The organism is Amycolatopsis sp. NPDC059657, assembly GCF_042734395.1.
In the GTDB taxonomy this organism is placed as follows: domain Bacteria; phylum Actinomycetota; class Actinomycetes; order Mycobacteriales; family Pseudonocardiaceae; genus Amycolatopsis.
Genome location: NZ_JBHWEB010000012.1, coordinates 81,043 through 104,994, shown reverse-complemented (window position 1 = coordinate 104,994; position 23,952 = coordinate 81,043). Strand labels below are relative to the sequence as shown.

Genomic DNA, 23,952 nt, shown 5'->3' with positions numbered 1-23,952 from the left:
CGAACATGGGGACCGCCCTGATCGTGGTCGATGTGCAGAACGACTTCTGCGAAGGCGGCTCGCTCGGCCTGCCCGGTGGCGCCGCCGCCGCCGAGGCGATCTCGAAGCTGGCCAACAGCGGTGACTACACGCATGTCGTGGCCACCCGCGACTATCACATCGACCCGGGTTCGCACTTCAGCGAGACGCCCGACTTCAAGGACTCGTGGCCGCGCCACTGCGTCGCGGGCACGCCGGGCGCCTCGTTCCACCCCGCGCTCGACGTCGCGCCGGTGAACGCGGTGTTCTCCAAGGGCGAGTACAGCGCGGCCTACTCCGGCTTCGAGGGCGCGTCCGGCGACGGCCAGTCGCTCAAGGACTGGCTGGCCGAGCGCGAGGTCACTGAGGTCGACGTGGTCGGCATCGCGACGGACTTCTGCGTGCGCGCGACCGCGCTCGACGCCGCCAAGGCCGGTCTCAAGGTCCGGGTGCTGCTCGACCTGACCGTCGGCGGCTCGCAGCCGACCGTCGACGCCGCGCTGAAGGACTTCGACGAAGCGGGCGTCACCTACACCGGCACGGCCCCGGTCCCGGCCGCATGACCACCCCGTTCCTGCAGACGCTCGCGCGGCACCGGCTCGTCGCGATCCTGCGCGCCGGTGACGCGTCGCGCTTCGTCGAGGTGGCCTCGGTGCTGCACGGCGCCGGGGTCCGCCTGCTCGAAGCGACGCTGACCACGCCGGGCGCGCCGGACGCGATCACCGCCATCCGCAAGGAACTCGACGCCGAGACGCTGGTCGGCGCGGGCAGTGTGCGCACGGTGTCCGATGTGGACATCGCGGCCGACGCAGGCGCGGACTTCCTGATCACGCCGACCGTCAGCCCTGCCGTGCTGGAGCGTGCCGCGGCCCGCGAGGTCCCGGTGATCTGCGGCGCGCTCACGCCGACCGAGATCGACCAGGCCTGGCACGCGGGCGCGGCGGCGGTGAAGGTCTTCCCGGCCGCGGCGCTCGGCGGAGTCGCCTACGTGCACGCGGTGCGCGCCCCGATGCCGGACGTCCCGCTGGTCCCGACCGGCGGCGTCTACCTCACCGACGTGGCGAAGTACCTGGCCGCCGGCGCCATCGCGGTCGCCGCCGCGACGCCGTTGCTCGACGACGCCCTCACCGGCGGCTCGCTCGACGCACTGGCCGCCCGCGCCCGCGAATTCGTAGCCGCCGCTTCGGGGTCGTGAGTGGTATGGCCGGGTTTTAGGGGGCCAGCACAAACCACCCCCGACGCCCCCCCACGGGGGGCGGACCCCCCCGCCCCACGGGGGCCGTTTGTGCATGGCCGGAACCAACCCGGCCATACCACTCACGACCTCAGCCTCGACCGTACGGATCGCAACCCGCGCTGCCCGCGTAGATGTCCCCGCTGATGGGGCCGTCACCTGCCGGGAACAGCGTGATGTGGATGGCGGTGGTCGTCAGCGAGCCGTCAGCGGGCTCCGGCACGACCACCTCGTTCAGCACGATCCTGGCCAGCGGTTTTTCCTTCTCCGTGCCCTCGATCAGCACGGTGGTGTTCGGCTCGATCTTGTCCGGCGTCGCGAAGCCCTCCACCGCGCCGAACTGGACGTAGCCGTTGCTGCCGAGCGCGGTGGTGCTGCACTTGACGTCGAAGGTGCGGACGGTGATCACCGGTCCGCCGAACTGTTTCAGTATCGAAGTCTCGAAACGCGAACCCCGCGCCTGCCCGACGGCGACGTAGGTGCCCGCCTGCTCGGTCCAGCCGCAGTCGGAGTCTGCGACCCCGTACTTGATCAGGTCGCCGACCGAGCCGCCGTTGGACTTGTTCTTCTTGGGCCCGGCCACCGAGCACAACGCCAGCGAATCCATGTACAGGTGGTCGGTGCCGGCCGTGACGTCGACCTTGCCTGCCGATGCCCAGGCCGACGGCGGTTTGCTCCCGTCCGCGTGTGCCACGGACGGGACGGCCACCAGTCCGCCGCACGCCAGCGCGGCCAGCGCGGCCGCGCGTGTCCTCTCGCCCCACACCATGGGCGCCTCCTTCAATCGTGTTTCCCCACTTCGACATCGGCGTGTGACGGATTCACCCTGACTATCCGGTGAAAACACCACCCGAAGGTGTAGACGTGATCCACGAGTGAGGAATGCGACTTTGTCCAGCCGTGCACGAGGGGTGGCGGTTAGCCTCGGCTGGTTCCACGATCACCTGGAGGACCCCATGGCTTCGCTGTCCGTCGGCGCGCGGCGCACCGTACTCGCCGACCTCATCCCCGGCACGCTCGCGCGCGACATCGCGCTGGTGGCGGGCGGCGCCGGGCTCACCGGTCTCGCCGCGCAGCTCTCGGTGCACATCCCGGGTACGCCCGTGCCGCTGACCGGCCAGACCTTCGCCGCGCTACTGGTCGGCGCCGCGCTCGGCTGGCAGCGCGGGGCCGCGTCGATGCTGGTCTACCTGCTCGTCGGCGCCGTCGGCGTGCCCTGGTTCCAGAACGGCACCTCGGGCCTGACCGGCGCGAGCGCCGGGTACATCGTCGGCTTCGTCTTCGCGGGCGCGCTGGTCGGCGCGCTGGCGGGCCGCGGCGGCGACCGCACCCCACTGCGCACGATGGGCACCATGGTGCTCGGCAACGTCGCGATCTATGCGTTCGGCGTGCCGTGGCTGATGGCCTCGACCGGCTTCGGGCTGGCGACCGCGCTCGACAAGGGTGTCGTCCCGTTCCTCGTCGGCGACGTCATCAAGATCGTGCTCGCCTCGGCGCTGCTGCCCGCGACGTGGGCGCTGGTCAACCGCTTCCGCCGCTAGACCCGAAGTGGACCGTTGCCACCGGATTCCGGCGGCAACGGTCACCGATGGCCCGGTACCGCCCGATCTTGTCGGCGGGCCGGGCTATCTTCTTTGGCGTGGCCAGATCTGAACTCCCCGGCGTCCTCGAGCTCCTCACCCACGCGGTCGAGGCGGTCGGCGGCGCCGAGCGCGCGGGTCAGGTCGAGATGGCGGACGCGGTCGGCCGCGCCATCCGCACCGGCGAGCATCTCGCCGTGCAGGCGGGCACCGGCACCGGCAAGTCGCTGGCGTACCTGGTCCCCGCCATCCGGCACGCGGTGGAGAAGGAGTCGACCGTCGTCGTCTCGACGGCGACCATCGCCCTGCAGCGCCAGCTCGTCGACAGGGACCTGCCGCGGCTGGCGAAGGCGCTGAAGAAGGTGCTCGGCCGCGAGCCGACGTTCGCCATCCTCAAGGGGCGCCGCAACTATCTGTGCCTGCACCGGCTCGACACGGGCGCACCCGACGAGCCGGAGGACCAGGCGCTGTTCGACCCGTTCGCCGTATCGAGGCTGGGCAAGGACGTCAAACGGCTCTTCGAATGGTCGTCGGACACCGAGACCGGCGACCGTGACGAGCTGGTACCCGGCGTCGCCGACCAGGCGTGGCGCCAGGTTTCGGTCACCGCCAAGGAATGTCTCGGCGCCGCGCGCTGCCCGATCGGCACGGACTGCTTCGCGGAGAAGGCCCGCGCCGAGGCGGGCCGCGCGGACATCGTGGTCACCAACCACGCGCTGCTCGCCATCGACGCGCTCCAGGGCTACCAGGTGCTCCCCGAGCACGACGTGGTGATCATCGACGAGGCACACGAACTGGTCGACAGGGTCACCTCGGTGGCGACCGGCGAGCTCACCGCGTCCATGGTCTCGGTCGCGGTCCGCCGCTGCGGCAAGCTCATCGACGCCGACATCGCGGATCGCCTGATGGAGTCCAGCGACGCGATGGCCCTCATCCTCGACGACCTGCAGGCCGGCCGGTTCGACACGCTGCCCAAGCCGCTGGCGGGCGTGCTCGCGGGTGTCCGCGACGCGGCGCACGCGTGCATCACCGCGATGGGCCCGGATCGCAAGGAAGAGGTCGAGGACGCCACCGCGCGCAAGCTCGCCCGCACCCTGCTCGACGAGATCCACGACAACGCGATGCGCATGCTCGAGGCCTTCGACCCCGACCAGGCGCACCAGCGCGACGTCGTCTGGATGACGGCGGACACCTTCTCCGCCAACCCGCGCCCGCCGTCTCTGAAGGTCGCGCCGCTGGCGGTCGCCGGCCTGCTCCGTGAGAAGGTCTTCGGCCTCAACACCACCATCCTGACCTCGGCGACGCTCACGCTCGGCGGCAACTTCGACACACTCGCCCGCCAGTGGGGCCTGCCGTCGAAGCAGGTCAAGGTCGTCAAGGCCGAGGGCACCGCGACGGACAAGGAAGCACCGTCCGACATCGAGGCGATCAAATGGACCGGCATCGACGTCGGCTCCCCGTTCGACCACAAGCGCAACGGCATCCTCTACATGGCCAAGCACCTGCCCGCGCCGGGCAGGGACGGCCTCCAGAAGTCCACATTGGACGAGATCGCCGAGCTGGTGGACGCGGCCGGTGGCCGCACGCTGGGCCTGTTCTCGTCGATGCGCGCGGCCAAGCAGGCCGCCGAGGAGCTGCGGGACCGCATCAAGTACCCGATCTTGTGCCAGGGCGAGGATTCGACGTCCCTGCTGGTCCAGAAGTTCGCGGACGACGCCCGCACCTGCCTGTTCGGCACCCTGTCGCTCTGGCAGGGCGTCGACGTGCCCGGCCCCTCCCTGCAGCTGGTGCTGGTCGACCGCATCCCGTTCCCCCGGCCGGATGACCCGGTGTCCTCCGCCCGCCAGCGCGCGGTGGAAGCCCGCGGCGGCAACGGTTTCCTGACGGTCGCGGCCACACACGCCGCGCTCCTGCTCGCGCAGGGCACCGGCAGGCTCCACCGGGCCATCAGCGACCGCGGCGTCGTGGCCGTGCTCGACTCACGCATCGCGACCGCGCGCTACGGCGGGTTCCTGCGCGCCTCGCTGCCCCCGCTCTGGCCGACCACGGATCCCCAAGTGGTGCGCGACGCGCTCCGCAGGCTCGACGCGGCGGCCCCCGCCTGAGCTCACCCAGCGCGCCCGGCTACCGTTAAGGAATCAGAAGTTCTTAGGAGAACCGCTTGTCCCAGGACTCGGCCAACGCACAGTCCCGTACCGTCAGCGTCGACGACACCGGTGTCCGACGCCAGCTCGCCGACGGCAGCGAAGAAGCCGTCACCTGGCAGGAACTGACCGCGGTCGTGATCAGAGTGATCCCCGAGGGCCTCTCGAAAGAAGACGTGTTCTTCATGCTCGCGGGCGCCGACGGCAAGGGAACCGCCATCCCCAGCGCGGACCCGGCGGCGGACGCGCTGATCGAGCGCCTCCAGACGCTCCCCGGCTTCAACCACGAGAAGTTCGTCGAGGCCATGACCACGGACGCCGACGAGGCCTACGTGGTGTGGAGCGCCGACAAGGCGTCGAAGTGACCCTGCGCTGCGGGGTCTGCGGCTCCGAGCGGCTGACCCCGCCCGGCGAGATTCAGGTGCCGGGAACGACTGCCATCACCTTCACGCTCAAGCCTCGCACCGGCATGTTCAAGTCCCGTCCCAAGCTCGACGTCTCGAAAGCCCGTGCCTGCCGCGACTGCGGCACGGTCTTCCCCTGCGTCAGCCGCACCCTTCTCGCCAGGCACCTCGACGAGGGCTCCACAGAGGACTACGGCGACTAGATCGCGGGCAGCCGGGAAGCGACCATCCCCGCGACGGCCTTCGCGACACCGCAGTGTTCCGATCCCTTGGTGCCTCGTTGTTCGACATGCAGCATCACCGTCTCGACCCAGTGCTGGCTCGGCGATCCAGGGGATCCGGTGAACTGCCGATGCGCGATTTCCGCTTTGCAGCCGTCCTCCCAGCCATCACCGCCGGCCTCGACGTAGGTCTCGCGCCCGCCGATGATTTCGCGGGTGCCCTCGTCTGCATCCAACGGCGACCACTCGCGAGCGAACTCAACTGTCAGTTGACGATTCTGGCTCGTCCAGTAACAGCTCCAATTGCCGTAGCCGGCCGCCATTGTCGCTCGCCCACCAAGCTCTTTCGAGCTTTCCTGGGCGCTGACCAACGCACAAGCATCGAGCGCTTGCAGTGATCCCTGGGCTGGCGGATGCTGGCGTCGGGGAATCTGCCCCCGGTTGAGCACTTTCAGCGCCCCGTCGACAAGTGGCTCGGCAATCCCGCAAAGGTCGTCGAACCAGTCACCGCTGTTGTGTTTGACCACCAACTTGACCTGGTTTCCGTCCGGCAGCCAAATGATCCTCTCGCATTTGTCGTCTTTCGCGGGTGGGCGCTCAGGTATGCCGATGTGCCCCGGTTCGGGCAGCTTCGGAGGTGGCGGCAATTCACCGGGCAGCTGAATCTCGACCCGGACGTCGACGACGTTGCCCTTCTCGGGGCCGCGCCTGATATGGGCCTCGCAGCCGTTGAAGTTCCCGTAATCGGGATCCGGGTTCACCGGCCCGGACTGGGCGAGTACTGCCGGGTCGAGCAGCGAACACGGATCCGCCGTGCGCTGATCTCCGACGGTCGCGGCGGAGACCGTGTCACCACGAAACACGAACAACAACCCCGCGATGAGCAAAACGACCAGCGCCGCGGCACCCGCGACAAGCGCACGCCGCGGTAGCCGGCGCCGCCTCCTCGGCGCGCGTTGCTCGGGCACCGTCTCGCCGGCGACCTCCGCCAGCATGCGCGCGGCCTCGCGCGCGCTCGGCCGCGCCGCGGACGGCCTGCGCAACAATTCGGTGAGCACCGGTGTCAGCACGCCCGCCTTGCGAGGCGCTTCGAGCTGGAACGCCGCGGCGCGTCTCAGCTGCCGCAGCGGGGTGTCCTCGGAGGCGCCCCACGGCGATCCACCCTCGACCGCGGCGAACAAGGTCGCGCCCAGCGAGAACACGTCCGACGCCTTGGTCGCGTCGAGCCCATCGGCCACTTCGGGCGCCAAATAGGCGGGGGTGCCGCCGAACAGCCCGGTCTCCGTCCGGGTCTCGTCGGCCCACCGCGCGATCCCGAGATCGGTCAGCTTCGCCGTGCCATCCTCGGCCACCAAAACGTTGCCCGGCTTGATATCGCGGTGCACGATCCCCTTGTCGTGCATCGCCGCCAGTGCGCTCGCGAGCTGCAGCCCGATCCGGGCAGCTTCCTCATGGGACAGCACGCCGTCGGTCTCGAGGATCGTCGCCAGGCTTCGCGAGGGCAGGTACTCCATGACCAGCCAGCGGTCATCGTCGTAGGTGACCGCGTCGTACACGCTGACCACGTTCGGATGCTGCAGCCCGGCCCCGATACGCGCCTCGCGGCGAATCTGCCCGCCGTCACCGGACTGCGACCGCTTGAGCGCGACCGTCCGCCCTAGTTCCAGGTCGGTGGCGCGCCAGACGACGCCCATACCGCCGGCACCGACCTGTTCCTCCAGCCGATAGCGCTCAGCGACCAGTCTCCCGCCCATGCCGGGCAGTGTAGTGGTGCGAACGGCCGTGAACGACCCCTGCTATCGGGGTAACCGGGCGGCGACCAGGTTCGCCGCCGCCTCGACTCCGGCGCAGCTCTCCGTCCACGGCCTGCCCTTCTCGCCGAAGAAGAACTCGAGGACCTCCACCCGCTCGACGTCAGATCCCGCGAAGCGCCGATACTCGAGTTTGAGGAAGCAGGTCCCTTCCCAGTTGCCGGTGCCCGCTTTGACGTGCGCACGGTAGGGGCCGACCGTCGTCTCCCTGGCGCCGTCCACATCGGACGTGACCTTCTCCCGGTCGAAGCCGATGGTCAATTCCTTGGCGGCGAACCGCCATTCGCACATCCAAGAACCGAAGTAGGGGCTGGGCGTCACAGTCCCGCCGACCACTGTCGGTACTTCCTGTGCGGAAAGGAGCTTGCACGCGTCCAGGCTTGCCAACGACTTCGCCGACGGGGGCGGCCGCCTGGGAATCTGCCCACGATTGAGCACGGCCAATGCCGAAACGGTCGCAGAATTGGCGATTTCACAAAGCCTGGCTTCAAACCCGTTGAGGTGTTTGACGCTGATGGTGAACACGTTCCCGTCCGGCAACGGGATGACCCGGGTGCACTCGCCCTTCTCCGCCAACGGTGTGTCCGGCATGGGCAACTCGCCCGGCTCCGGTCGCGTCACCGGCGGCGAATCCGGCAGATCGAGCACCGCCTTGACCTCGACCACGTCCCTGGGGTCGCCGGTGGACACGGCCACCAGCGCGCGGCACTCGTTGATCGCGCCTCGATCGGTGACCACAGTGACCTTGCCGAACTGGCTCAATTTCTCTTTGTCGAACATCGCACACGGATCCGCTGTCCGCTGATCACCAGTCGTGTCGGCGATGACCGAGTTTCCGAGACCGAACAAAGCGACCGAGGCGACCGCGACCAGGACGACGACGCTCGCCGCGATCGCGAGCGCGCGGCGTGGCATCCGGAACCGCCGCCGCGGTGGCTCCGGCATGATGGTTCCGCCGATCTCGGCCAGCATGCGCATGGCCACGGCCGCGGTGGGGCGCGCCGCCGGTCGCCGCTGCAGCAACGCGTCCAGCACCGGAGCGAGCGGACCCGCTTGCCGCGCCTGCTCGATCTCGAACGCAGCCGCACGCCGCAGCTGCCGGAACGGCGATTCCGTCGTACCCCACGGCGAGCCGCCCTCCACCGCCGCGAACAAGGTCGCGCCCAGTGAGAACACGTCCGCGGGCGCACCCGAATCCCCGCCGTCGGCCACCTCGGGAGCGAGATAGCCGGGCGTGCCACTGATCAGGCCCGTATCCGCGCGGGTCACTTCCGCCCACTGCGCGATGCCGAGATCGGTCAGCTTGGCAGTGCCGTCGTCGGCCACCAGTATGTTGCCCGGCTTGATGTCCCGATGCACCATCCCCTTGGCATGCATCGCCACCAGCGCGCCGGCCAGTTGCGCGCCGATCTTGGCGGCCGCCGTCGGCGCCATCGGCCCGTCGGAGTCCAGAATTTCGGCCAGGGATCGCGAAGGCAGGTACTCCAGCACCAGCCAGCGGTCGTCGTCATGGACCACCGCGTCATAGACGCTGACCACGTTCGGATGCTGCAGCCCGGCACCGATCCGCGCCTCGCGCCGGATCTGGCCACCGTCACCGTCGTCGTGCGACCTTTTGAGCGCCACCACCCGGCGTAGTTCGAGGTCGGTGGCGCGCCAGACGACGCCCATGCCGCCGGTGCCGATCCGCTCTTCCAAGCGGTAACGTTCCGCGATCAACCTCCCACCCATGGCGGGAAAGTGTAGAGGCGGACAAGCGGGCTAAATGCCTGTTGGCAGATTTTCTGTCACGGGAATGCCTTTTTTCAGCGTCCGGCTCACCGTGCAAAGCCGCTCGATCGAGCGATCCACGGCCGCGGCCAGCGCCACCCGCTGTTCCTCGTCCAGAGAGGACAGGTCGACATCGAATTCGACGTGCACCGCGTCCAGTTCGGAAGCGCCCTCACGCCGGTCGGCCGTCACCTCGACCCGGAACTTCGAGTCCTCGCCGATCCGCCGGGTGATGAGGTTTTCGGCGGTCACCGCCGAGCACCCGGCAGCGGCGATCTGCAGCAACTCGGCGGGCGAAAACGACCCCTGCTGCCCGTTCCGGCCGATACGGACCTCGGCCCCACGCTCGTTACGCCCGACGAAGTCGTGCTCGCCTTCACGCTGAACTTCCAGTGCCATATCGGGTAGAACCGCCTTCGCTCAGCCGTTGTTCCACTGCCCGAGCACGGTCACAGTCCCCGGATCCACCTCGGTGAACCCGGCGTCCCGCACCGCGATCACGCGGCGCTGACGCCAAGCACTGGCCGGGTCGCCGCCGGGATGCAGTTCCTTCCACAGTGCGACGCTCGGCGTCCGCACCGCGCACCGATAGCCCGACGAAGCCCACGCTTCGATCTGCGCGGCGTCCAGCAGCGAAGCCAGGATCATCGTCGCGTGCCCGACCTGCGCCGCCGCCTTGCCGACCGTCATCGGCACCTCGGGGTTCAGCCACAGCACCGGCACCCCGTCCGGCACCGGCCCCGGCTCGTCGGCGGGGAGCTCGCTGCCCGAGATCTGCAGCCTGCTGACCTCTTTCGGCGCCTCGACGACCAGTCCCGGCACCAACGCGCGCGCCTCGGCGCCGTCGACCGTCACCGTGACACCCGGCAGCGCCTGCACGGCCTGCCAATGCGCACCCCGTGCCCGCCGCGCGACCTTGCGGATCCGCTCATCGACCCACGCGCTCACCTCGGCATGCCATTCGCCTTCCGGCTCGGCACGCTCATCCAGGCAGACAGCGATCGAAGCCGCCGCCGCTGCCTCGAGCAGCGCGGTCCGCCCCGGCGGCTCGGCTCGCTCGATCCGCAGGATGATCGGCATCGCCCTGACCAGCTCGGGCACCTCGTCGGAGGTGTCGTTCGTGTCCTCCGCGGGCAGTCCGAGCCAGTAGGCGTAGCGCGCACCGAGCGATTCCAGCACGCTCATGGCCGCAGCGATTCCAGCCCGTCGGCGGCGTCGGCCGCCTCGACCTCGGCACGCGTGACACCCAGTACGAACAGCACCGCGTCCAGGTACGGGTGCGAGATGGCGGTGTCCGCGACTTCCCGCAAGGCGGGCTTCGCGTTGAACGCGACGCCCATCCCCGCCACCGAAAGCATGTCGATGTCGTTCGCCCCATCGCCGACCGCGACGCATTGTTCGAGCGGGATCTCGTACTCGGCGGCGAACCGCTGCAACGCCGTCGCCTTGCCCGCCCGGTCGACGATGTCCCCGACGACCCGCCCGGTCAGCTTGCCGTCGACGATCTCCAGCTCGTTGGCCGCCGCGAAGTCCAGCCCGAGGTCCTCGACCAGGTTGTCGATGATCGTCAGGAACCCGCCGGAGACGACACCGCACTTGAAGCCCATCCGCTTCAGCGTCCGCACGGTCGTCCGCGCTCCCGGCGTCAGCTCCAGCGAGTCCGCGACCTCCTTGAGCACGGTGGCCGGGAGTCCTTCGAGCAGCGCGACCCGCTTGATCAGCGACTCCGAGAAGTTCAGCTCGCCGCGCATCGCCGCTTCGGTGATCTCGCGGATCCGCGCCTCGTTCCCGGCGTACGCGCCGAGCATCTCGATGACCTCGCCCTGGATGAGCGTCGAGTCGACATCGAACACGACCAGCCGCTTCGCGCGCCGCGCGATACCGGCCCGCTCGACGGCCAGGTCCAGCTCGACCTTCGCCGCCAGGTCGGCCAGCTCGGAGCGCAGCTGCGCGTCGGCCTTTTCGGTGTCTTCGGCGACCGAGACGTACATTTCGAGGCCGGTCACCGGGTAGTCGGCGACGCTGCGGATCGAGTCGATGTTCGCCCCGATCCCGGCCAGTCCCCGCGCGACCTCGGCGAACCCGCGCGCGGTCACCGGACGGCCGAGCACGACCACGACGTGGGTGGAGTCGATCCGCCCCAGCGCGAACGGGTCCTCGCCGATCTCCGAGCCGATCCGCACGTCGACCTGCATGCCGACCGACGCCATCGCCTGCTCGACGGACTCCTGCAGCCCCTCCGGGTCGCGGTAGACCCCGGCGAGCACACCCAGGATGAGCTTGCCGCGGATGACGACCTGCTCGACGTCGAGCACGTCGACGTCATGCCGGGTCAGCACGGCGAACAGCGCGGAGGACACACCGGGCTTGTCGGGGCCGGTGGTGGTGATCAGGACTGGTGTCTGCGTCACTGTGGTCTTCCTTTAGTCGGCGCATAAAAAACGACGCGTGCCCAAGGAACAGACACGCGTCGTTTTTCGGTCCATTTACTGCTCGCTCGCGTTGTCCTTGTCATGGGACCCCGGCATCGCGGCTTCGGTGAGCACCTGTGAAGGCGCCTTCGCGTGCGAGTTGGGCTTCTGGTTGCCGAAGAAGCCGATCTCGCCTTCGGCGTGCAGCCGCTCCACCATGTGCGGGTAGTGCATCTCGAACGCCGGGCGCTCCGAACGGATGCGCGGCAGCGAGGTGAAGTTGTGCCGCGGCGGCGGGCACGAGGTCGCCCACTCCAGCGAGTTGCCGTAGCCCCACGGGTCGTCGACCGTGACGATCTCGCCGTAGCGGTAGCTCTTGAAGACGTTCCAGATGAACGGCAGCGTCGAGGCGCCGAGGATGTACGCGCCGATCGTGGAGATCGTGTTCAGCGTGGTGAACCCGTCGCCGGCCAGGTAGTCCGCGTACCGGCGCGGCATGCCCTCGTTACCCAGCCAGTGCTGGACGAGGAAGGTGCCGTGGAAGCCGATGAACGTGGTCCAGAAGTGCCACTTGCCGAGCTTCTCGTCCATCATCCGGCCGGTGATCTTCGGGAACCAGAAGTAGATACCGGCGAACGTGGCGAACACGATCGTCCCGTAGAGCACGTAGTGGAAGTGCGCCACGACGAAGTAGCTGTCCGAGACGTGGAAGTCGATCGCGGGCGCGGCCAGCAGAATGCCGGTCAGGCCACCGAAGAGGAAGGTCACCAGGAAGCCGATGGAGAAGATCATCGGCGTCTCGAAGGAGATCTGCCCCTTCCACATCGTGCCGATCCAGTTGAAGAACTTCACGCCGGTCGGGACCGCGATCAGGAAGGTCATGAAGGAGAAGAACGGCAGCAGCACCGAACCGGTCGCGTACATGTGGTGCGCCCACACCGCGATGGACAGCGCGGCGATCGCCAGCGTCGCCCAGACCAGGCTCTTGTAGCCGAACAGCGGCTTGCGGCTGAAGACCGGGAAGATCTCCGACACGATCCCGAAGAACGGTAGCGCGACGATATAGACCTCTGGATGGCCGAAGAACCAGAACAGGTGTTGCCAGAGGATCACGCCGCCGTTGGCCGGATCGAAGACGTGTGCGCCGAGATGCCTGTCCGCCAGCAGGCCCATCAGGGCCGCGGTCAGGATCGGGAACGCCAGCAGGATCAGGATACCGGTGATCAGGATGTTCCAGGTGAAGATCGGCATCCGGTACATCGTCATGCCGGGCGCGCGCAGGCAGATCACCGTGGTGATCATGTTGACCGCGCCGAGGATGGTGCCGAGACCGGACACCACCAGGCCGGAGATCCAGAGGTCGGCGCCGACACCCGGCGAGTGGATCGCGTCGGACAGCGGCGTGTAGGCGAACCAGCCGAAGTCCGCGGCGCCACCAGGGGTGAGGAAGCCGGACATCACGATGAGGCCGCCGAACAGGTACAGCCAGTACGAGAACGCGTTCAACCGCGGGAACGCGACGTCGGGCGAGCCGATCTGCAGGGGCAGGATGAAGTTCGCGAAGCCGAAGAGGATCGGGGTCGCGTACAGCAGCAGCATCACCGTGCCGTGCATGGTGAAGAGCTGGTTGTACTGCTCCTGCGAAAGGAACTGCTGCCCTGGGCGGGCCAGCTCCGTCCTGATGAGCATCGCCATCGCGCCGCCGCCCATGAAGAAGGCGAACGACGTCACGAGGTACATGATGCCGATCTGCTTGTGGTCCGTCGTGCGGAACAACCGCAGCAGGTACGAACCCTTAACCGACTCGCGCGCGGGGTATGGGCGCGTGGCGATCGGCTTGGGGGCTACGGCCGTCACTCCTGCCTCCAACACTGTGGTGGTCATCATCGGGTCGTCGAAGCGCGCTCGGGCCCACTTCGACGGCTGAGGGGATCGTAGCCCTCACTACCGACAGTCGCGCGCACCGGCTGGCAAGATCACGCGATGCGCGACGAGTACACGGTTTCAGGGGTGGCCGCCGCCGTGCAAGTGGCCAAGCGTCTGGGGCTGCCGCACGAGGACCCCGAACTGCTCCACCAGCGGTCGAACGTGCTGGTGAGACTGGGTTCGGTGGTCGCGCGCGTGCCCGCGACCACCGGCCTGGTCCGGCCGGAGCCACACGATTGGCTGGCGCGTGATGTCGCGGTGTCGTCGTTCCTCACCGAGCGTGGTGTGCGAGTTGTCTCACCTTTGTCAGATCCGGGGCCTGGCCCGCACTTCGCCGCAGGTCACTGGGTCACTTTGTGGCATTTCACCCCGCATGACCCGAACCACCGGTTCACCGCTTCAGAGGTCGCGACGTCGCTGCACGCGGTCCACGTCGCGCTCCGTGACTACGAAGGCCCGCTCCCCTCCGACGGGCCGCTCGCGGAGACCTATCGGGCGCTCGATCTCTGGGAGCACGTGCTCGACGGGGCCGCCGACCGGCTGCGCGACGAAGCTGACCGGATCGCCGCGACACTGCCGGCCGGGCCGGCGCAGGCACTGCACGGTGACGCGCATCCGGGGAACCTGATCGCCACCGCTGCCGGGCCGTGCTGGCTCGACTTCGAAGACACCTGGCGCGGACCGCTCGCCTGGGATCTCGGCGTACTCCGCGGCACCTTCCCGGAGGCACTCGACGCCTACCCCGCGCACCCCGGTCCGGCCGCGCTGGACCCGTTCGAAAATTTGCGGAAACTTTTTGAAGTGCCCTGGCGATTCATTGTGGCGCAACGGTTTCCGGACGAAATCGAAGCGGCCCGCGAGTGCCTCGCGAGGTACTTCGCGTGAAAGTTGTCGGTGCCCACGGCTAGCGTCCTGAGCGTGAAGATTGACAACCTCACACCGAGCTCGCGGCACTGACGCGCCGCACTGGAATCGGTCGGCTCACCACTGAGCCGACCGGTGCTGGACTGTCCCGAAAAGACGGTCCGGAACCTGGCTATCACGTGGGCGAGGTGCGCTTTTTCCGGTATCCACTGGCTTCCCGGGAGTCAGCCGGACCGGAGGGGGACGCACCGAGCGACGCATTGAACGCGGGTTCCGGCCGTCATCGGCGAAGTGGCCAATTCGCCGGGCTGGCTCGACGAGTTCCTGGAGTGGTGACAGCTCCTTGTCCGGAGGAACTCGCCGATCCGGTCTGCACAGTACGGACAGGGGGATGGTGACCGCTCAGCCCGACCGGCACGGGTTGAGCGGTCACGACCCCGGACACACGGCACAGACGTGCTCGTCGACGATGTCGTCAGCCGCGCGGATACCAGTCAAGGATCGCGCGGGAGACGAGATCGGGCACTTCCAGTGGCGTCAGGTGCGCTGACTCGGGCAACACCTCGAGCGTCGAGTTCGGCGCGGCCCCGGCCATCAGCTTCGCCTGATCGACCGGGGTGACCTTGTCGTGCTCGCCGACCAGCACGAGCGTCGGAACGCCGGTCTCTCGCAGCAGGTCGAGCGAGTCCGGCCTGGCGGCCATCGCTCGGGCCGCCCATGCGATTCCGGAGGCGGACTGCGCTTCGATCAGCTCGCGGGTCGAGGCGACGAGGTCGGCCCGCTCGGCGAGCGTGGCGTCCGCGAACATCAGTGGCATGGCGGCGTCGGCGAGCCAGCCCGTGATGCCGTCTGCCTCCGCTCGCTTCGCCAGGTCCAGCCTGGCCTGTGCGGCCTCCGGCGCGTCGGCGGTCGCCTTGGTGTCGATGAAGATGAGCCCGCCGATCCGTTCCGGCGCGACGCGCAGCACGGCCTGTGTCAGGTAGCCGCCCATCGAGCAACCGCCGAGCACGACCTCGTCCAGCTCCAGCCGGTCGAGCAGGGCGATCACGTCGCGCGCGGCGTCTTCGAGCGTGGGTTCTCGGTCCGTCTCGGGCAGCGGTGACCTGCCCAGCCCGCGCTGATCCGGCGTGATCAGCCGGATCCGCTCGGCGAGCGGCGCTCGGACCGCGTTCCACATGCGGGCGTCGACGGGAAAGGCGTGCAGCAGGACCAAAGGCAGTTCGGGCATGACAGCATTCTGTCGGACATCGCCGCTACCGTCCTCGTTATGACGATCAAGTTCGGGGACCTGGCCACCGCCCGCCTGCTGCTGCGCCAGGTCCGTGAAACGGATCGCCAGGCGGTGGTCGAAATCCAGACCGATCCGGAGACCAACCGGTTTCACCCCGACCCGCCGGACGAGCGGACCGCGGTGAAGGAGCTGGGCAACTGGCTCGAACACTGGACTGAGTACGGCTATGGCTATGTCGCCGTGCTCGAAGCGGGTTCAGATGAGGTCATCGGCATCGGCGGCGTCCGTCACCGGCGCTTTCACGGCAGGCGGATGCTGAACCTCTACTACCGGTTCCGCCCCAGCGCCTGGGGCAAGGGCTATGCGCTCGAAACGGCACGCGCGATCGTCGAGTGGGCCGAGCGGGAGCTGCCGGAATTCCCCGTGGTGATCAGCGCGGCGGAGGTCAACGAGCCGTCATGGCGGCTCGTTGAACGTCTCGGCTTCAAGGACTACGTCTCCGAGACCTACGCGGGCCTGATGAGTCGGCACTACCGCCGGTGAGCCTGATAGCGGCACTACCGGCGAGCTCGAGCGCTACCGGCGCTGACTCGGCCGCCGCCTGGCCCGTGCCTCCCAGCACGGCCGGTGCCAATGCCTGCGGTCGGCGACGGACCCGGTCTCGTCGGCCGGCCAGACCACCAGGTGTGGCGTACCCGGCCGGATCTCGTGGTCGCAGCCGGGACAGCGGTACTCCTTGGTCGCCTGCGCGCCCGGCACGCTGCGCACCAGCCATTCGCCGTCCTGACCGGCCTCGGCCCGCGCCCAGCCCATCGAAGCTCCCATTTCGGGTGCACGGCGGCCGGGATCAGGGCGATTGCGTCGAGGCACGTGCTCCACGCTAACGCGCACTTCTAGCCGGAGAAGTACTGACCCGGCGGTACCCCGACGGCCCGCCGGAAGGCCGCCACGAACGCGCTCGCCGACGAATAGCCGACCCTCCTGGCCACCCCGTCGAGCGGCAGACCCCCGGCAAGCCAAGGCAGGGCCGCCCTGAGCCGCGCCTGCGTCCGCCAGGCGCCGAAGGTCAGATGACACTCGGCCAGGAACAACCGGGCGAGCGTGCGTTCCGCGGCACCGACCACCTGCCCGAAGCCGGCGAGCCCCCGATCATCGGCCGGATCGGCGATCAGCATCTCGGCCACCCGGCGAGCGCGAGGATCACTCGGCATCGGCACGGTGATCGGTACGACGTCCACCGGCTCCAGCAGGTCGAACGCCACCGCTTCGGCCCGGCGGCGGGGTTCGTCCTCGATGTCGCCGGTCAGGTATTCCAGCAGCTCGCGCAGCAAGGGCCGGACGGTGAGCAGTCTCGGCTCCGGCCAGCTGACGGGGCAGCGGCCGACCTCGGCGTAGATGCCGCGCAGCAACGCGTGATCCATCGCGCCGGTCCGGTGCACGACACCTGCCGGGATCCACAGCGCCCTGGTCGGCGGAAGCACCCATTGCGCGTCGCCGACGTTCACCGCGACCACACCCTGCGCCGACCAGGCCAGCTGGTGCGACTCGTGCGCGTGCCATGGAAACCAGGTGCCCGCCGGCAGGTCGAAGGCACCCAGGATCATGGCCGTGGAGGAGGACGAGAGTCTGGATTGCGACATCAGTTGTCAGACTATCGCCTTTCGGCCAATCACCCCTGCCTCTTAGCGTCGACGCATGCCAATGAACCTGCTCCACCGCAAGCTGTGCTCGTCGGAAAAATGGGCGGGCTTCGTCGCCGAGGAACTGCCCCGGCGGCTCGCGGGCTTCGAACTGGGCGACAACGTGCTGGAACTCGGGCCCGGGTTCGGGGCGACCACCAGCGTGCTGGCCGATCTCGCACCGAAGCTCACGTCGCTCGAAATCGACGACGCCTCGGTAACGCATCTGCGCGCGAAGTTCGGGGATCGCGTGACGGTCGTGCACGGCGATGGCGCGAGAATGCCGTTCGAGGACAACACTTTCTCGGCGGTCGTCTGCTTCACGATGCTCCACCACGTGCCGACGACCGCGCTCCAGGACGCGATCTTCGCCGAGGCCTGTCGGGTGTTGCGGCCAGGCGGCATCATCCGGGCCACCGACAGCCAGCTGAGCTTCTGGTTCCGGCTGCTGCACATCGGCGACACGATGAACGTCCTGGACGTGTCCACCCTCTCGGACCGGCTCGCCGGCGCGGGGTTCTCCGAGGTCGAGATCGAGCACGCCCCGAAGCGGATCGTCAAGTTCTCGGCGGTCAAATCCGGCTGAGGATCTCCTTGTGCGACAAGGCTTCCCAGTCCAGGCGGGCCAGTGTCCGGCCACTCGCCGCGTAGTCGGCCCTGCCGATCGCCGACTTGATGGTGATCGCCGCGTCGACCATCGGTGTCGCGACGCCCGCTCGCGCGGCGAGCGCCTGGAGCGGGACGAGCGTCGAGGCGATGTCCTCGCGCAGGAAGCGGTGGTCGAGGCTCTGCGGCGCCTGGATCGCCTTGTACGGCTCGACCGAACGGATCGCGTCGAGCAGGCTCGTGGTCGTGCAGCCGTAGTACCGGTCGAGCACCTCGGTCATCGGAAGCAGCTTGGCGCCGTAGGCGGCGGCGACCGCGCCGAACTCGCGCTCGACGTGTTCCAGCAGGACGACCGTGCGCTCGGACAGGCCTTCGGCGTAGAACAGCAGATCTTCGGCACGGTCGATGGTGCCGAGGTTGGCCAGCGCGATCGGCACGTGCGCGACGGCGCCGAAGTCGGTCAGGCCACGCTCGATGGGGTTGCGGGCCCGTTCGAGCATCGGGAACCACTCGGTGAGCATGTCCGCGTGCCGGTCGACCGCACCGGGCGTGGCACCCGAGATGAGGTTCCAGCCCTTCATGCCGAGCACGTCCACGCTGTCATCGCCGTCGGGACGGGCCGCGAACAACGCGTCGGTCTCGACGACGTCGATACCACTGACGCCTGCTTGGCGAAGGAGGCACGAGAACTCGACGCTGCCGCACAGTTTGCTCGAGAAAAGCACCACCACGTGGTCCGGCGTCAGGTGCGGCGCGAGCTTGGCGGCGACTTCCGGGTAGGCGGTGGTCACGGTCGCGATGAAGACCACCCGGCAGGCGGCCAGCAGTTCCGCCGGATCGTCGGTGACCAGGCTGAGCCGGAACTCGCCCTTGAGACGGCCCCGCGCCTTGAGGATGCCGGCCACCCGGGTGTCTCGGGTACAGAGATGCACGGGCAGCCCTCGTGACGCCAGGTAGGCCGCGAGAGCCCGCCCCTCACCACCGGCTCCGACGACCCCGATTCCGTTCAGCGTCACCATTCCTCCTCGCGCTCGACCTCTGCGCAGGAGTGGTCGGGCGGAAGAGGGGGAAAGTTCCTCTCTCATCGGACGGGATTCACGAAAACGCGAGTGCGAGCGGGACGTGCTGCTCGGCCGTCGTCAGCGAACCGTGCTGACCGACCAGTGAGGACTCGACGGCCTCCGCCATCTCCAGCTTCATGCCGAACCGGTCGCGTGCGGCCGCCACGACGTCGCCGATCCGCGGGCGGACCCAGTCGTTGACCCGCGGGCCGAACCAGCCTGCCGCGATCGCCTCGTCGCGCGAGAGGATCCAGGCGCGTTCGCCGATCACGGCGCGCCAGGCGGTGAGCACGTCGGCTTGGGCGCCTTCCTCGGTGTAGACATGGCGCGCGCGTACCTCGCCGCCGATCGCACGCACGCCTTCGAGGAGGTCGGGCGTCGCTTCGACGTCGAGTGCGTCCTCGACGGTCACCATGCCGTGGTCGGCGACGACGGCGAGCATCGCGCCGGGCGGCAGATTCTCGATGATCGACTCGACAAGCCGGTCGACCTGCCGCAGCTGCATCCGCCACGCGGTTGAGCCGGGGCCGTAAACGTGGCCGAGCATGTCGAGTTCGCTGTGGTAGGCGTAGCAGAAGCTCGGCTTCGCCTCCATCGCGCGCAATGTCTGCGCGGCGAGATCGCCGAACGCGCGGACGCCCACGTACTGCCCGCCGCGCTGCACCGCCCTGGTCAGGCCGGAGCGTTTGAACTGCGCGTAGTTGACGACACTCGTGGTGACCCCGGCGCTGGCCGCACGCTCGAAGGTCGTCGGCAGCGGCTGCACCTCCTCGGGCACGAGCACGCCCAGCAGGTTCGAACCGTCGACGTGGCTGGTCCAGCGCAGTGCGTTGAGCACGCCGGCGCCCGGCACCTCGAAGGTGTACCCGGCCATCCCGTGCTCACCCGAGGCGACGCCGGTGCCGATCGCGGCGACCCCTGCGGAGGTAGTGGACGGAAACCCGACCCGCAGCGGGCGTTTCACGAGCTCGCTGAGCACGGGCGCGCAGTCGGCGTGCTCCGCGAGCAGTTCCCAGCCGAGGCCGTCGACGAGCAGCACGCAGGTGCGGGCGACATCCGGAAAATCGAGGGTGTTGGCGAAACCGTCGACGCCGAGCGCGGCAAGCATCGACGGGACGACCTGGCTCAGGTGCGGGCGGTCGTCGGGTAGCGGCAGATGCACCGGGTCAGCTTCCCACCCGACGCCCGGTGCGGCGATAATCCGGGTATGCCGACTTACGCTTACCGCTGCCGTGAATGTGGCGGCACCTTCGACCTGATGCGCCCGATGAGCGAGTCCGGCACCCCTGCCACCTGCCCGGACGGGCACCAGGACACGGTCAAACTCCTTACCACCGTCGCACTCACCGGATCGGGATCCGGTTCCGGCGGGAGCGCCCCCGCGCCCTCGGGTGGGGGCGGGGGCTGCTGCGGCGGCGGGTGCTGCGGCTAGGCCGCCTTCAGCGCCTGGTCGAGGTCGTGCCACAGGTCCTCGACGTCTTCGAGGCCGACGGACATCCGGAGCAGGTTGTCGGTCACGCCCGCGCCGTGGCGGTCGCCCTCTTCGACGATGCGGTGGCTGATCGACGCCGGGTGCTGGATCAGCGTGTCGACGCTGCCCAGGCTGACCGCGGGCGTGATCAGCCGGACGGCGGCGATGACCGCGTGCGGATCGCCCTCGACCTCGAACGCGATCAGCGGCCCCCCGATACCCGGGTAGTGCACGGCACGGACGCCGGAGTGCTCGCGAAGCCGTTCGACCAGAACGGCCGCTGTCGCCGAAGCGGCCGTCACACGCAACGGCAGCGTGGAAAGCCCGCGCAGCAACATGTACGCGGCGAGCGGGTGCAGGATCCCGCCGGTGGCAAAGCGAATCTGACGCAAACGCGCGGCTTCTTCGGCACCGCAAGCGACAACGCCACCCATGACGTCGCCGTGTCCGCCGAGGAACTTGGTCGCGCTGTGCAGCACCAGGCTCGCGCCGTGCCTGCCGGGACGCTGCAGCACCGGCGTCGCGAAGGTGTTGTCGACCAGCAACGGCACCTCGCCGCAGACGGCGGCGAGCTCGGCGATGTCGACCTCGCTCAGCGTCGGGTTCGCCGGTGTCTCGACGAAAACGAGGCCGGTGTCCGGCCGGAGTTCGCTCGCGAGTGTCTCCGGCGAGGCCCAAGTGACCTCGGTACCGAGCAGCCCTGAGGTCAGAATGTGGTCCGTGCAGCCATAAACGGGCCGGACCGCGACCACGTGCCGCTTGCCCTGCGCCACGGCCGCGAGCAGGCTCGCCGAGACCGCGGCCATCCCGCTGGCGAAGGCGACAGCGTGCTCGAAGCCTTCGAGTTCGGCGATGGCCCGCTCGAACCGCTCGACGGTGGGATTGGAGATCCGGCCGTAGACCGGGGTGCCCGGATCGAGCGCGCCGGTCGCGAACACGTCCAGCCTGCGCGCCTCGTCGGCACTGTCGCGGGACGGGTAGGTGGTGGACAGGTCGAGAGGGGCAGCGTGCAGGCCGAGGTCGGTGAGATCGTCACGCCCGGCATGCACGGCTCGGGTCCGCATCGCTGAGGTCATGGACGCAGGGTCGCTCGTTCACCGGATAGCCCGCAATGGGTACGGATATAATTCGCGAATGACGGCATCTGTCGAACTGAGTACGGTTGATCTTGAAATCCTGCGCATCCTGCAGAACGATTCGCGGGTCACGAACAAGGAGCTCGCGGCGGCCGTCGGCATCGCGCCCTCGACCTGCCTCGACCGCGTCAACCGCCTCCGCACCACCGGCGTGATCACCGGCCAGCGCGCCACGGTCGACGCCGCGAAACTCGGCCGCCCGCTCGAGGCGTTCCTGTTCGTCCAGGTCCGCCCGCACCGCCGGCCGCTCGTCGACCCGTTCATCGAGCACCTGCTCGCCCAGCCGGAGGTCCGCGCCGTCTACCACCTCACCGGGCCCGACGACTTCCTCGCGCATGTCGCCACCACCTCGGCGGGCGACCTCCAGCGCCTGGTCCTCGACGAACTCACCGCACGCGACGAAGTCGCACGCGTGCACACGAACCTCGTGTTCCAGCATTGGGCGGGCGGGCCGTTGCTGCCACCGAAGGACTCGTGAGCGTTGCGGGCGAGTCAGAACATGCGGTTGGAGCTGCCAGCAACGCTCACGAGCTTTACTTCGCGGTGTAGTCCTTGAAGCCCTTGCCGGTCTTGCGCCCGAGCCGTCCCGCCGTCACCAGGTGCTCCAGCAGCGGAGCGGGCGCGAAGCCCTCCTCGTGGAACTCGTCGAACAGGGTGCGCTGGATCGCCAACGAGACGTCGAGGCCGACGACGTCCAGCAGCTCGAACGGTCCCATCGGCAGGCCGCAGCCGACCTTCATGGCCGTGTCGATGTCCTCGGCCTGCGCGTAGTGCGCCTCCAGCATCTTCACCGCGTCGTTCAAATACGGGAACAGCAACGCGTTGACGATGAAACCCGCCCGGTCGCCGCAGCGCACCGGGTGCTTGCCGAGCGAACCGCACAGCGCCCGCGCGGTCGCGAGCACGTCGGGCGCGGTCGAAATCGTCGACACGATCTCGACCAGTTTCATCACCGGGGCCGGGTTGAAGAAGTGCAGTCCGACCACATCGGACGGCCGGGCGGTCGCGGCCGCGCATTCGATGACCGGCAAGGAAGACGTGGTCGTCGCCAAGATGGCGCCCGGCTTCACGACGTCGTCGAGTGCGGCGAAAACGGCCTGCTTGATCGCGAGGTCCTCGGCGACGGCCTCGATCACCAGGTCGACGTCGGCCAGTTCCTCGAACTCGACCGCAGGCGTGATCCTGGACAGCGCCGCCGCGGCGTCCTCTTCGGACAGTTTGCCTTTCACGACGGCCTTGTCCAGCGACTTCTTCACCCGCGCGACCGAGGCCGCCGCCTTGTCCGCGCTGCGTGCTCGCAGGATGACGTCGAAGCCACGCTTGGCGAAGACCTCGACAATGCCGGTGGCCATCGTGCCGGTGCCGACCACACCGACCTTGTGCACCGGCCGCACGGCCGACGAATCCACAGTGGACGATGGCGTCTCGGCGTCGGTGACCACGTTGGGCGAATCGACACCGTCGTAGCTGTAGAAGCCGCGGCCGGACTTCCGGCCGAGCAGACCGGCGGTGATCATCTGCTTCAGCAGCGGGGCCGGTGCGTGCAAACGATTGCGCGACTGGTGGTACATGGTGTCGAGGATTTCGTACGCGGTGTCCAACCCGATCAAATCCAGCAGCGCCAGCGGGCCCATCGGGTAGCCGCAGCCGAACCGCATCGCGGCGTCGAGATCCTCGCGGGTGGCGTAGCGCTGCTCGTACATCCGCACGGCGTGGTTGAGATAGCCGAACAGCAACGCGTTGGCGATGAAACCCGCCCGGTCGCCGATGACCACCGGCGTCTTGCCCAGCTTCTCGGCGAACGCGACCACGTCGGCGACCACGTCCGGCTCGGTGACCACGCTGCGGACGATCTCGACCAGCTTCAACACGGGCGCCGGGTTGAAGAAGTGCATACCGACGACCTTGCCGGGGCGCGAGGTGTGCACGCCGATCTCCGTGATCGACAGCGACGAGGTGTTGGACACGAAGATCGTGTCGGGGCCGGTGATCTTGTCCAGCTGGATGAACAGGTCGGCCTTGGCGTCGAAGCTCTCCGGGATGGCCTCGATCACCAGGTCCACATCGGACAGATCCGAGAGCGAGGTCGTGTACCGCACCCGATCGAGTAACTCCACCCGAGACGCCTGATCCAGCTTGCCACCGCTCAGCGCTCGCTCGGTGGAGTGCTCGAGGTGCCCGCGCCCCCGCTTGACGCCCTCGTCGTCGATTTCGACAGCGACTACCGGCACCCCGCTCCTGGCCAGGACCTCGGCGATCCCCGCACCCATGGTGCCGAGACCGATCACTCCCACACTCGCGATTTCCCGTGCCACAACCGGCCTCCGGTGGTTACTCGCTGGTAGTTTCTCCTGATAGTGCCATGCGAGACCCCCTGAAGCCTGT

At 68.7% G+C, this 23,952-nt stretch carries 25 protein-coding genes; 11 read left to right on the top strand and 14 right to left on the bottom strand.

Features of this window, described 5'->3' with window-relative positions; genetic code table 11:
• Positions 1–5 precede the first annotated feature (5 nt).
• Together ACFV15_RS09425 and ACFV15_RS09420 are read left to right on the top strand one after the other, a co-directional pair.
• The gene (locus ACFV15_RS09425) at positions 6–581 is read left to right on the top strand and encodes a nicotinamidase (protein WP_378349728.1); all 576 of its coding nucleotides are present in this window, start codon (positions 6–8) and stop codon (positions 579–581) included.
• Complete coding sequence (locus ACFV15_RS09420; protein WP_378349727.1) at positions 578–1,213, top strand: bifunctional 4-hydroxy-2-oxoglutarate aldolase/2-dehydro-3-deoxy-phosphogluconate aldolase; 636 nt, start codon at positions 578–580, stop codon at positions 1,211–1,213. The genes ACFV15_RS09425 and ACFV15_RS09420 overlap by 4 nt, the downstream gene beginning before the upstream one ends.
• Positions 1,214–1,343: 130 nt before the next feature.
• On the opposite strand, the gene ACFV15_RS09415 is transcribed toward ACFV15_RS09420, so the two are convergent.
• Entirely contained in the window at positions 1,344–2,021 is a 678-nt protein-coding gene (locus tag ACFV15_RS09415; RefSeq protein WP_378349726.1) for a choice-of-anchor P family protein, read from the bottom strand.
• A 187-nt stretch (positions 2,022–2,208) separates the two neighbouring features.
• Here ACFV15_RS09415 and ACFV15_RS09410 point away from each other — a divergent pair, with 187 nt between their 5' ends.
• The 4 genes from ACFV15_RS09410 to ACFV15_RS09395 all read left to right on the top strand — a co-directional run bounded on the left by ACFV15_RS09410 (position 2,209) and on the right by ACFV15_RS09395 (position 5,583).
• On the top strand, positions 2,209–2,793 hold the full coding sequence (locus tag ACFV15_RS09410) for a biotin transporter BioY (protein WP_378349725.1): 585 nt from the start codon (positions 2,209–2,211) through the stop codon (positions 2,791–2,793).
• Between the two features lie 98 nt (positions 2,794–2,891).
• Positions 2,892–4,937, top strand: coding sequence for an ATP-dependent DNA helicase (locus tag ACFV15_RS09405; RefSeq protein WP_378349724.1), 2,046 nt, complete (start codon positions 2,892–2,894; stop codon positions 4,935–4,937).
• A gap of 56 nt (positions 4,938–4,993) precedes the next feature.
• Complete coding sequence (locus tag ACFV15_RS09400; protein WP_378349723.1) at positions 4,994–5,341, top strand: hypothetical protein; 348 nt, start codon at positions 4,994–4,996, stop codon at positions 5,339–5,341.
• Positions 5,338–5,583, top strand: coding sequence for a hypothetical protein (locus ACFV15_RS09395; RefSeq protein WP_378349722.1), 246 nt, complete (start codon positions 5,338–5,340; stop codon positions 5,581–5,583). Before ACFV15_RS09400 ends, ACFV15_RS09395 begins: the two co-directional genes overlap by 4 nt.
• On the opposite strand, the gene ACFV15_RS09390 is transcribed toward ACFV15_RS09395, so the two are convergent.
• The 6 genes from ACFV15_RS09390 to ctaD form a co-directional block, all read right to left on the bottom strand.
• Complete coding sequence (locus ACFV15_RS09390) at positions 5,580–7,355, bottom strand: serine/threonine-protein kinase (protein WP_378349721.1); 1,776 nt, start codon at positions 7,353–7,355, stop codon at positions 5,580–5,582. The genes ACFV15_RS09395 and ACFV15_RS09390 overlap by 4 nt on opposite strands.
• 42 nt (positions 7,356–7,397) lie before the next feature.
• Complete coding sequence (locus ACFV15_RS09385) at positions 7,398–9,143, bottom strand: serine/threonine-protein kinase (RefSeq protein WP_378349720.1); 1,746 nt, start codon at positions 9,141–9,143, stop codon at positions 7,398–7,400.
• A gap of 30 nt (positions 9,144–9,173) precedes the next feature.
• Positions 9,174–9,581: an OsmC family protein gene (locus tag ACFV15_RS09380; RefSeq protein WP_378349719.1), complete on the bottom strand. Its 408-nt coding sequence runs from the start codon at positions 9,579–9,581 to the stop codon at positions 9,174–9,176.
• Positions 9,582–9,602: 21 nt separating this feature from the next.
• Positions 9,603–10,367: a peptidyl-tRNA hydrolase gene (locus tag ACFV15_RS09375; protein ID WP_378349718.1), complete on the bottom strand. Its 765-nt coding sequence runs from the start codon at positions 10,365–10,367 to the stop codon at positions 9,603–9,605.
• Complete coding sequence (gene serB, locus ACFV15_RS09370) at positions 10,364–11,593, bottom strand: phosphoserine phosphatase SerB (protein ID WP_378349717.1); 1,230 nt, start codon at positions 11,591–11,593, stop codon at positions 10,364–10,366. Before serB ends, ACFV15_RS09375 begins: the two co-directional genes overlap by 4 nt.
• A 75-nt stretch (positions 11,594–11,668) precedes the next feature.
• On the bottom strand, positions 11,669–13,450 hold the full coding sequence (gene ctaD / locus ACFV15_RS09365; protein WP_091289493.1) for a cytochrome c oxidase subunit I: 1,782 nt from the start codon (positions 13,448–13,450) through the stop codon (positions 11,669–11,671).
• Positions 13,451–13,576: 126 nt separating this feature from the next.
• On the opposite strand from ctaD, the gene ACFV15_RS09360 reads away from it, so the two are divergent.
• Positions 13,577–14,404 carry a phosphotransferase gene (locus ACFV15_RS09360; RefSeq protein WP_378349716.1) on the top strand — a complete coding sequence of 276 codons (828 nt, stop codon included), beginning with the start codon at positions 13,577–13,579 and terminating at the stop codon, positions 14,402–14,404.
• A 454-nt stretch (positions 14,405–14,858) separates the two neighbouring features.
• On the opposite strand, the gene ACFV15_RS09355 is transcribed toward ACFV15_RS09360, so the two are convergent.
• Positions 14,859–15,611: an alpha/beta fold hydrolase gene (locus ACFV15_RS09355; protein ID WP_378349715.1), complete on the bottom strand. Its 753-nt coding sequence runs from the start codon at positions 15,609–15,611 to the stop codon at positions 14,859–14,861.
• 39 nt (positions 15,612–15,650) lie between these two features.
• On the opposite strand from ACFV15_RS09355, the gene ACFV15_RS09350 reads away from it, so the two are divergent.
• On the top strand, positions 15,651–16,157 hold the full coding sequence (locus ACFV15_RS09350; RefSeq protein ID WP_378349714.1) for a GNAT family N-acetyltransferase: 507 nt from the start codon (positions 15,651–15,653) through the stop codon (positions 16,155–16,157).
• A gap of 33 nt (positions 16,158–16,190) precedes the next feature.
• Here ACFV15_RS09350 and ACFV15_RS09345 read toward each other — a convergent pair whose 3' ends face one another.
• Complete coding sequence (locus ACFV15_RS09345) at positions 16,191–16,484, bottom strand: hypothetical protein (RefSeq protein WP_378349713.1); 294 nt, start codon at positions 16,482–16,484, stop codon at positions 16,191–16,193.
• Positions 16,485–16,507: 23 nt separating this feature from the next.
• Positions 16,508–17,254 (bottom strand): AraC family transcriptional regulator, encoded by a 747-nt coding sequence (locus ACFV15_RS09340; protein ID WP_378349712.1) that lies wholly within the window; start codon positions 17,252–17,254, stop codon positions 16,508–16,510.
• A 55-nt stretch (positions 17,255–17,309) separates the two neighbouring features.
• Here ACFV15_RS09340 and ACFV15_RS09335 point away from each other — a divergent pair, with 55 nt between their 5' ends.
• A complete protein-coding gene (locus tag ACFV15_RS09335) occupies positions 17,310–17,879 on the top strand; it encodes a class I SAM-dependent methyltransferase (RefSeq protein WP_378349711.1) in 570 nt (189 codons plus the stop codon).
• Here ACFV15_RS09335 and ACFV15_RS09330 read toward each other — a convergent pair.
• Positions 17,866–18,918 carry an NAD/NADP octopine/nopaline dehydrogenase family protein gene (locus ACFV15_RS09330; RefSeq protein ID WP_378349710.1) on the bottom strand — a complete coding sequence of 351 codons (1,053 nt, stop codon included), beginning with the start codon at positions 18,916–18,918 and terminating at the stop codon, positions 17,866–17,868. The two genes, ACFV15_RS09335 and ACFV15_RS09330, sit on opposite strands and share 14 nt — an antisense overlap.
• A 76-nt stretch (positions 18,919–18,994) precedes the next feature.
• Positions 18,995–20,068, bottom strand: a complete 1,074-nt coding sequence (locus ACFV15_RS09325) for an alkaline phosphatase family protein (protein WP_378349754.1) — start codon at positions 20,066–20,068, stop codon at positions 18,995–18,997.
• Positions 20,069–20,167: 99 nt separating this feature from the next.
• Between ACFV15_RS09325 and ACFV15_RS09320 the strand changes: the two genes are divergently transcribed.
• Complete coding sequence (locus ACFV15_RS09320) at positions 20,168–20,392, top strand: zinc ribbon domain-containing protein (RefSeq protein ID WP_378349709.1); 225 nt, start codon at positions 20,168–20,170, stop codon at positions 20,390–20,392.
• On the opposite strand, the gene ACFV15_RS09315 is transcribed toward ACFV15_RS09320, so the two are convergent.
• The gene (locus tag ACFV15_RS09315) at positions 20,389–21,507 is read right to left on the bottom strand and encodes a trans-sulfuration enzyme family protein (protein WP_378349708.1); all 1,119 of its coding nucleotides are present in this window, start codon (positions 21,505–21,507) and stop codon (positions 20,389–20,391) included. The two genes, ACFV15_RS09320 and ACFV15_RS09315, sit on opposite strands and share 4 nt — an antisense overlap.
• Positions 21,508–21,565: 58 nt before the next feature.
• Here ACFV15_RS09315 and ACFV15_RS09310 point away from each other — a divergent pair, with 58 nt between their 5' ends.
• Positions 21,566–22,045: an Lrp/AsnC family transcriptional regulator gene (locus tag ACFV15_RS09310; RefSeq protein WP_378349707.1), complete on the top strand. Its 480-nt coding sequence runs from the start codon at positions 21,566–21,568 to the stop codon at positions 22,043–22,045.
• A 55-nt stretch (positions 22,046–22,100) separates the two neighbouring features.
• On the opposite strand, the gene ACFV15_RS09305 is transcribed toward ACFV15_RS09310, so the two are convergent.
• A complete protein-coding gene (locus ACFV15_RS09305) occupies positions 22,101–23,882 on the bottom strand; it encodes a 3-hydroxyacyl-CoA dehydrogenase family protein (protein ID WP_378349706.1) in 1,782 nt (593 codons plus the stop codon).
• Positions 23,883–23,952 lie beyond the last annotated feature (70 nt).

Coding starts and splice junctions, on each gene's coding strand:
- ACFV15_RS09375 (WP_378349718.1), bottom strand. CDS start 10,367: ATGAGCGTGCTGGAATCGCTCGGTGCGCGCTACGCCTACTGGCTCGGA.
- ACFV15_RS09355 (WP_378349715.1), bottom strand. CDS start 15,611: ATGCCCGAACTGCCTTTGGTCCTGCTGCACGCCTTTCCCGTCGACGCC.
- ACFV15_RS09320 (WP_378349709.1), top strand. CDS start 20,168: ATGCCGACTTACGCTTACCGCTGCCGTGAATGTGGCGGCACCTTCGAC.
- ACFV15_RS09330 (WP_378349710.1), bottom strand. CDS start 18,918: ATGGTGACGCTGAACGGAATCGGGGTCGTCGGAGCCGGTGGTGAGGGG.
- ACFV15_RS09380 (WP_378349719.1), bottom strand. CDS start 9,581: ATGGCACTGGAAGTTCAGCGTGAAGGCGAGCACGACTTCGTCGGGCGT.
- ACFV15_RS09350 (WP_378349714.1), top strand. CDS start 15,651: ATGACGATCAAGTTCGGGGACCTGGCCACCGCCCGCCTGCTGCTGCGC.
- ACFV15_RS09410 (WP_378349725.1), top strand. CDS start 2,209: ATGGCTTCGCTGTCCGTCGGCGCGCGGCGCACCGTACTCGCCGACCTC.
- ACFV15_RS09390 (WP_378349721.1), bottom strand. CDS start 7,355: ATGGGCGGGAGACTGGTCGCTGAGCGCTATCGGCTGGAGGAACAGGTC.
- ACFV15_RS09310 (WP_378349707.1), top strand. CDS start 21,566: ATGACGGCATCTGTCGAACTGAGTACGGTTGATCTTGAAATCCTGCGC.
- ACFV15_RS09325 (WP_378349754.1), bottom strand. CDS start 20,068: ATGCTTGCCGCGCTCGGCGTCGACGGTTTCGCCAACACCCTCGATTTT.
- ACFV15_RS09425 (WP_378349728.1), top strand. CDS start 6: ATGGGGACCGCCCTGATCGTGGTCGATGTGCAGAACGACTTCTGCGAA.
- ACFV15_RS09315 (WP_378349708.1), bottom strand. CDS start 21,507: ATGACCTCAGCGATGCGGACCCGAGCCGTGCATGCCGGGCGTGACGAT.
- ACFV15_RS09335 (WP_378349711.1), top strand. CDS start 17,310: ATGCCAATGAACCTGCTCCACCGCAAGCTGTGCTCGTCGGAAAAATGG.
- ACFV15_RS09420 (WP_378349727.1), top strand. CDS start 578: ATGACCACCCCGTTCCTGCAGACGCTCGCGCGGCACCGGCTCGTCGCG.
- ACFV15_RS09415 (WP_378349726.1), bottom strand. CDS start 2,021: ATGGTGTGGGGCGAGAGGACACGCGCGGCCGCGCTGGCCGCGCTGGCG.
- ACFV15_RS09340 (WP_378349712.1), bottom strand. CDS start 17,254: ATGTCGCAATCCAGACTCTCGTCCTCCTCCACGGCCATGATCCTGGGT.
- ACFV15_RS09360 (WP_378349716.1), top strand. CDS start 13,577: ATGCGCGACGAGTACACGGTTTCAGGGGTGGCCGCCGCCGTGCAAGTG.
- ACFV15_RS09385 (WP_378349720.1), bottom strand. CDS start 9,143: ATGGGTGGGAGGTTGATCGCGGAACGTTACCGCTTGGAAGAGCGGATC.